The organism is Bacillus sp. BSL6 (genome assembly GCF_052928345.1).
On sequence record NZ_JAVGCW010000012.1, the window covers coordinates 58,400 to 65,422 of the forward strand.

The window sequence follows — 7,023 nt, forward strand, 5'->3', positions numbered from 1 at the left end:
ATGGAACAATGAAAAAATTACGTATGTTATCTGGATTATGTGTAGCAGGAATGTTGATGGTAACGGGGGTTGCGGGTTGCTCAAATGAAACGAAAAGCAATGCAAATCAACAAGAGAGCCAGAAAGAAAGGGATATAAAAGAAGCAGATAAAGCGGTTATGGATTATGTTAAAGCTGAAATTGAAGTGGACTACGGAAAGTTAGCAACGTTAGTTTATGAACCATTAAAGGATGAGGATAGAAGTGTACGTCATCCAGGAGCTAGTAAGGATATGGGAAGTAGATACGATTTATATAGATATGATTTAGAGGAAGGAAAAAATGAACTCTATTACGCAGTAAAATTCTATGATCCTGTAAAGGATGGGACAGTAAATATAGAGTTAAAAATGGTGAAAGATGGGAAATGGAAAAATTATAGCTGGACTTGGAATTGGGAACATAATATCAAGGACATAGTTGGGAGTGTAAAACCTATACATGTCCATAAATGGGGGCAAAAGGAATGAAAAAACTTTTCTCTATTTGTATGATTCTTGTATTCTTTTTACTACCGTTAGGGCCTCATGTGGCCCTAGCGGAAGATACAAAAACAGAAGAAAAACAGGAACAAAAAGGGGCGCGAATTTCTGAAAATCTATTTAGTGGGTACACAGATGGGATTTACAAAGATAAATATTATGAGATTGATACGTACCAGCCAAAGGAAGATGAAAAAAATGTATTTCAAAAAGTTGGTGGGTACTTATTTGGTGATGATAGTGTAGGCAAAGATTTACAAAGGATGTTGTATACAACTTGTCAATGGTTTGCGAATATGGCCTTTCAGTTAAATGTGATTCTCGGCCAATTAACTATTTTTTTAGTCGATCAAGCGTTGAACCTGGATATTGTAGATACTGTAGCGGATAAATTAGGTGCGGCTATGCAAAATATCGCTGGTATTGAAAAAGGTGGTTTTTCATCTTCTGGACTATTCCCAGCAATTATCGGCATTGCTTGTGTGTTATCGGCTTGTTATGCGGGCTATATTTTCTTTATTAAGCGCCAGCCCTCAAAAGGTTTAAGTGAGTTAGTAAAAACAGTTTTGGTTATTGCTTTTATTGTTACGTACATTGGAAATGCAGGGGCGATTTTAAAAAGTGCAAATACGATTAGTTCTGAAATTAGTGTAACGGTATTAGCAAAAGCAACAGGAACGGTTGCAGGTGATCCAGGACGTTCCAAAGCGGATGCAATCTTTTCAGTAAAAAAGCAGATTTGGGATTTGTTAGTTGAACGACCATATTTGTTTCTACAGTATGGAGAGGATTCAAAAGAAAAATTAGGTGCTAAACGAGTAGATGAACTATTAGCAACGCCTCTTGGAAAAGATAGAGATGAAAAGATAAAAAAGGAAGTTAAAGACGGAAATCAAATGATGGTGATTTCTTCTGTAGGAGAGCGCCTAGTATTTACAGTCATGTATTATGTTGTGAATACATTCGCAGGTGTTCCAGTAATCGCGTTTTGTTTACTGATTGTAGCATTCCAATTATGGTTCCTTGTCATGAGTATTATCTCACCAATCGTCATGACGGTGGCTCTATTGCCAGGACATCGTAGAGTCATTGAAAGCTGGGCTTCACAATGGATTCGCCCTTTGGCATTAAAAATCTTTATGTCAGTTATGCTTGTTATCATCTTTACGGTGGCAGAATTACTATATGTATTGCCAGAAGCGGGCGTTGCAGGGTATGTATCTACAATGATTTTTCAAATTCTTGTTTTTGTTCTTTGCTACCTGTTTAGAGGAAATATTGTTGCGGCCTTTAGTCGAGCACGTGGCGTGTATGAGACAGTCACAAATATATCTCTTATGACTGAAAACTTTGTAGATAAAGGAAAAGAGTACGCTGGAAACACAATGTCTTATATTGGAGACAAAATGGGAGCACATTTTAACAGCGCGGCTGAATTAGCGGCGGCAGGCGGCCAGTTAGAAAATGCCGGGACAGACGACGAAAAGACAAAAGCCAACCCGTTAGTGCAAGCGAATATACCGAATGATTTACCAAATAATCAAACGGAACAAGAAAAAGAAGAGAATAAAAAGAAAGGAAATCTTATTTCCTTACAGGATCGTGATAAAGAAGGGAATTTACCACAGCAGGAAGAGGAAGGAAAAGAACAAACGACACCAAGTGAAGAAGAGGCACCAATGCAACAAGACCTTATCAGCTTAGATAAGGAAGCATTAGAACAAGAAATGGAAGAACAACAAGAAGGAACAGAAATGGAAGTTCAACCAGAACTTGTATCTTTAGAAGATGAGGAAATTCCAACAGGAGAGGAAATGCCAGCTGATATAGAGGGATATGAAGAAGTTCAACCAGAAGTTCCAGAACAAGAGGTACCATTAGAAGATATTCCGACTGATATAGAAGTATATGAAGAGGTACAGCCAGAAGTACCAGAACAAGAGGTACCATTAGAAGAGGTTTCAACTGATATGGAAGCATATGAAGAAATCCAAACAGAGGTACCAGAACAAGAAATGCCATTAGAAGAAGTTTCAAGCGATATGGAGGCATATGAAGAGATTCAAACAGAAGTACCAACACAAGAACTTCCATTAGAGGAAGTGTCATCAGACCATGAAACATTTGAAAAAATCCCATCCGATATCCCACAACAAGACATTCCAACAGAAGAAATTCCGATGGATATTTCAAGAGAAGAAATACAACCAGAACAGGAAACTTCAACAAATATTCCACAACAAGAAATTTCAACGCCAATTGAAACAGAGGCAAATGAACCTTTAATACCAGATACAATTCGTGCAGATGTAAATGAGGAAGGTGTCATTGTACCTCATACACCAGAAACAACAAGTGCAGATATTCCAGATGCTATTCCTGCAGAAGTGAATGAAGCGGGGGAGATTGTTGCAAAAAACCCTAATATAGATGTCGAGTCAACTGTACAAGAAACAAATTCTTCTGACTCATTTATCCCAACGGAATCCATTTCCCCTACTGATTTAACACGAGTAAATGAGAAAGAAGTAAGCAAAAATGAACTGATTCAAGGAGAAGCGGAAACAATCGATACACCAGATATACAATATGGAGCTGTAGCCGCGGGAAGTGAAAACTGGATGCCTTCTACTGATCCGCAAAACTTAGATAACTTAGATGATTTGGAGCCACCAAAAAAGATGAGTAGAGTCCTAGACTTTTAGGACTTTACTATTTTTTTACGAAAAAAGGAGCGATATAGCTATGAAACACTGGGGATTAACGTGTATGAAAATGGTGAGTATCAGTATTTTTCTTTGTATCGGATGTTTTGGGTGGATGAACATCATCATTCTTTTCATACAGAGAGAATGGCAGACAGATTTATTAGGATGGATTGGTTTAGGATTACTTATCTGGTATACACTCATTCTTCTAACTCTTCAAATTATCCATAATGAGTTACATTGTCGTATTGATGATAGAGTGAAATTAGCGTTTTTCATTTGGTTTGTAGGAATCGGTCATTTTGGATTACTACATTTTATACAAGACCAGCAATCTACTGTTTTAACGTTACTATTTCATGCTTTTGCGATTATACCCATTCTTTTAGCCCTTACATATGGGCTAATTGTACGAAAGTATTCCAATCAATCTTGATACATGTTGTAAGGGGGGAGGGATGATATGAAACCAGAAATAAAAGAAGTCGTAGACAAAACGATACAAGAAGATATTGCACAAGTACAAAAAAAGAAGAAAAAGAAATCCTGGTTACTGACATTTCTTTTTGGGAGTTCTACTTTCACAATAGGATTGTTCGTCTGTATTGGATTTCTTTTATTTATTGTTTTGGGGCAAGGAATTGGCAAAAAAGAAGAGGAAGCACCAGCAACCATCCCAAGTAATGGAATGACGGTTTGTCGTCCAGGTGGAAAAACAGTGGCACCAGAAGAACTACAACCCCACTTGGGCGGCGTTTTTACAGGGAAAGCACAAGCCTTTTTAAATGCAGGAACACAAAACCAAATTGATCCTGTTTTACTAGCAGCCATTGCAAGATTGGAAACGGGGAACGGTACTTCTAATGCAGTAAAGAACTATAACAACCCTGGTGGCCTCATGGACCCTGGTAGTTCTCAGATGAAAGGGTTCATGAAGTTTGCCACTTTAGATGAAGGAATCAACGCTATGGCCCGAAACTTATATAAAAACTATATCGGTATGGGGATTACAACAATAGAAGCAATTGGAGCTAAATATGCACCGCCAGGAGCCGCAAATGATCCGCATGGTACAAATGGTTTATGGCCTGTATTAGTAACAAAATTTGTTACGCAAATGGGCGGCCTTACTTTTAATTGTGAAGCGGGAAAGCCAGGCGGCGTTGTAGATACGGGATCAGCAAGCTCACAAGGGTTTATTCGTCCTATCGCTCAAACGACGATTACAAGCCCATTTGGACCACGCTGGGGCACCATTCATAAAGGAATTGATTATTCTTGCCAGGACGGTGTCACCGCAATTGCCGCGTCGAAAGGTGGCGTTGTAGAGTGGGCGAAATTTGGCGCTTCTGGTTCGGGTTTTGGTGGATATGGAAACGTAGTTGTCATTAATCATGGGAATGGATATTGGAGTTTATATGGTCATATGTCGTCTATTACTGTACAGGAAGGACAAAACATTGGAGTCGGTCAACAGGTAGGTGTTTGCGGAAGAACAGGGCAAGTAACAGGGCCACATCTTCACTTTGAGATCAAAACATCTTTGAGATTTGGTCAAGTCGACCCAGTACCTTATTTGCCGAAATAAACGGAAAGAAAGCGAGGATTAGGGATGAAACAGGGAATCGTTGGTTTAATCATACTCGTATTAGTGGGTATCAGTGTATGGTTATGGAATCAAAATCGTACTTTACAACATAAAGTTGAAAGGACGGAAAAGAAATGGACGGAACAAGTAAAAGAGCTAAAAACAGAGAATCGAGCATTGGAAAAGCGCGTAACCGTTTTAACAGAAAATACGCAAGATAAAGGGCAAGGAGTAGCAAAACAGTTTGTAGAACTGTTAATACAGAATGATAATAAGCAAAAAGAAAAGCCAGGATTTGAGAAGATCAAAGAAATGATAACAGGGGAAGCAAGAAACAAATTATTAAACGTACCAGAGGATGCACATAACCATGTAGAAGATGATGGCTCTATGCATATTCAAACAAAAGCAAAGATAACAGATATGTACTATATCAAAACCGCTGATAATAAAGCGGATGTAACGGTTAAATATGATTATCTTGTAACGATAGATGGAACAGAACAACAAGAAAAACACACCATGAAATTAAATTTACTATTAGAAGGTGAGAAATGGTTTGTAGAAAATTATGAGTTCCAAATCAATACAGGAATTGAAGGACCATAGGGAAAGGAATGAGGGGAGTTGGTGAATCAAAATGTATTGCATCATATCGGGTATGAAATATTGCAAGAAACGTTTGTATTGATTCGAAATGTATTTTCATATTCAAACCAAGATGAATCTAGTGTGACATACGTGCGAGAAATTGCGGATGCCTTGCATAATATCCCGCATTCAATTCAGAAACAACATGATACATTCCTAGAATTTGAGTTCAAACTGTTAGAAGAAACATTAATGCATATGGACTTTGGAAAGGTTTCCTCGCAAAATATGCCCTATTTTAAAATGTATGCGGCACGTGTACAGCAATTGTTACAGAAGCGCTATAAAGAGGTGTAATTGAGTTGAAATGGGGCGATAAAGAATGATCGTATTGGGAATTGGGCTGTCAGTTTTGCTGATAGCCTTTTTGTTTATCCAGGTATATCCGTTCCAAGAACAAAAGTTAGAACAGAGAAAATATGATGAATATGGAATCTGGATCATTATTTGTACAGGGGTATGTCTCTATGTTTCGCACCATTTTTTACAGGAAAACACATGGCAATGGGGATTAAAAATCATAGGTGCAACTTTTTTTACAGGGTTTTCAATTGGATATGTTGGAAAACAAAGTATATATGATTTTCAACACAAAAAGTTTCCCTTTCAGAAAAAATGACATTTCAGATTAATTTGTAATCGTTTTTAGATAAACCATTAATATATTTGGTATTGAATAAGATTGTGGCTTTTATACGGTCTTTTAAGCGGCTTAAATGAGTTTTTGTAGAAAAAGGGGTGATGGGATGATTTTTTTTAAGGTTATTGCATATATTTTGCTAAGTATAGGAGTTTGTACGCTTGTTTTAGCAGGAATCGCCGCAATTATAAAGAAACAAATGATAATTGCAAATATAAACCTATTATTGGCCATGTATTATTTTTGTTCGGGAAGTCTTCTGTATTTGTGCACGTTATGGGAAACACAAGATATTTTTCTACAAGCCTTTTGATTCTAATTGTAGGAATTACAATCATCGGATTAAGAAAAAGTTGGTATGTACCACAAATACGTACTCTTCAAAAACTACAAGAAGAAGCGACAAGTAAGAATGATCTGTGAGGAAAACTAGAAAAAAAAGGAGTGGAGAAAACTTGATACATCAATATGAATTGAACTTTTCAGTGATGTATAGTGGCAAGGTAACAGACTCACAATCTACGATTATTCCAGCAAGTTCTTTAGAGGAAGCAAATGAAAAATTACAATCGGAAGTAAAGCGGCGGTTAGGAAAATGTAGAATAAAAGTGAATGCGGCAAGTTTATGTGTTTCCGAAGATAGTCGGTATGCAATTAAATAAAAATAAAAGGGAAAAGTCTTGTTTATACAACAAGGCTTTTTTATTATTTCATGAGCTGATATTGACGTGAAATTTTTTATTGTAAAAGGGTATTAAGTTGCGGTTTTGAAAGCTGTATAATTTGTTGTTTTTTTGAGAGGTAAGTGTTAACAAGTGTTGAAATGACAAGGTTTTTCCATGATACAGGTATATGTACTTAAGTTATGCACCCTAAAATAGACTTAAGCACATATATCTAGATATATGTGCTTAA

Annotated in this window: 8 protein-coding genes and 1 pseudogene; all 9 read left to right on the forward strand. The window is 37.1% G+C overall.

From position 1 onward, the window contains the following. The first annotated feature begins 8 nt into the window (after nt 1–8). The 9 genes and pseudogenes from RCJ96_RS25370 to RCJ96_RS25410 all read left to right on the forward strand — a co-directional run bounded on the left by RCJ96_RS25370 (nt 9) and on the right by RCJ96_RS25410 (nt 6,770). Nucleotides 9–509, forward strand: coding sequence for a hypothetical protein (locus RCJ96_RS25370; RefSeq protein WP_050249071.1), 501 nt, complete (start codon nt 9–11; stop codon nt 507–509). Beyond that, nucleotides 506–3,226 (forward strand): CD3337/EF1877 family mobilome membrane protein, encoded by a 2,721-nt coding sequence (locus RCJ96_RS25375; protein ID WP_061157377.1) that lies wholly within the window; start codon nt 506–508, stop codon nt 3,224–3,226. Before RCJ96_RS25370 ends, RCJ96_RS25375 begins: the two co-directional genes overlap by 4 nt. 40 nt (nt 3,227–3,266) lie before the next feature. Further along, the gene (locus RCJ96_RS25380) at nt 3,267–3,665 is read left to right on the forward strand and encodes a hypothetical protein (RefSeq protein ID WP_050249081.1); all 399 of its coding nucleotides are present in this window, start codon (nt 3,267–3,269) and stop codon (nt 3,663–3,665) included. Nucleotides 3,666–3,692: 27 nt separating this feature from the next. Continuing rightward, entirely contained in the window at nt 3,693–4,817 is a 1,125-nt protein-coding gene (locus tag RCJ96_RS25385) for a peptidoglycan DD-metalloendopeptidase family protein (protein WP_061157376.1), read from the forward strand. Nucleotides 4,818–4,841: 24 nt separating this feature from the next. Beyond that, nucleotides 4,842–5,426, forward strand: coding sequence for a hypothetical protein (locus tag RCJ96_RS25390; protein WP_061157375.1), 585 nt, complete (start codon nt 4,842–4,844; stop codon nt 5,424–5,426). Nucleotides 5,427–5,447: 21 nt separating this feature from the next. Next, nucleotides 5,448–5,765: a hypothetical protein gene (locus tag RCJ96_RS25395; RefSeq protein WP_175556113.1), complete on the forward strand. Its 318-nt coding sequence runs from the start codon at nt 5,448–5,450 to the stop codon at nt 5,763–5,765. A 25-nt stretch (nt 5,766–5,790) separates the two neighbouring features. After that, complete coding sequence (locus RCJ96_RS25400; protein WP_061157373.1) at nt 5,791–6,087, forward strand: hypothetical protein; 297 nt, start codon at nt 5,791–5,793, stop codon at nt 6,085–6,087. 127 nt (nt 6,088–6,214) lie between these two features. Beyond that, nucleotides 6,215–6,531, forward strand: a pseudogene (locus tag RCJ96_RS25405) (hypothetical protein). Nucleotides 6,532–6,563: 32 nt separating this feature from the next. Further along, on the forward strand, nt 6,564–6,770 hold the full coding sequence (locus tag RCJ96_RS25410; RefSeq protein WP_061157372.1) for a hypothetical protein: 207 nt from the start codon (nt 6,564–6,566) through the stop codon (nt 6,768–6,770). Nucleotides 6,771–7,023 lie beyond the last annotated feature (253 nt).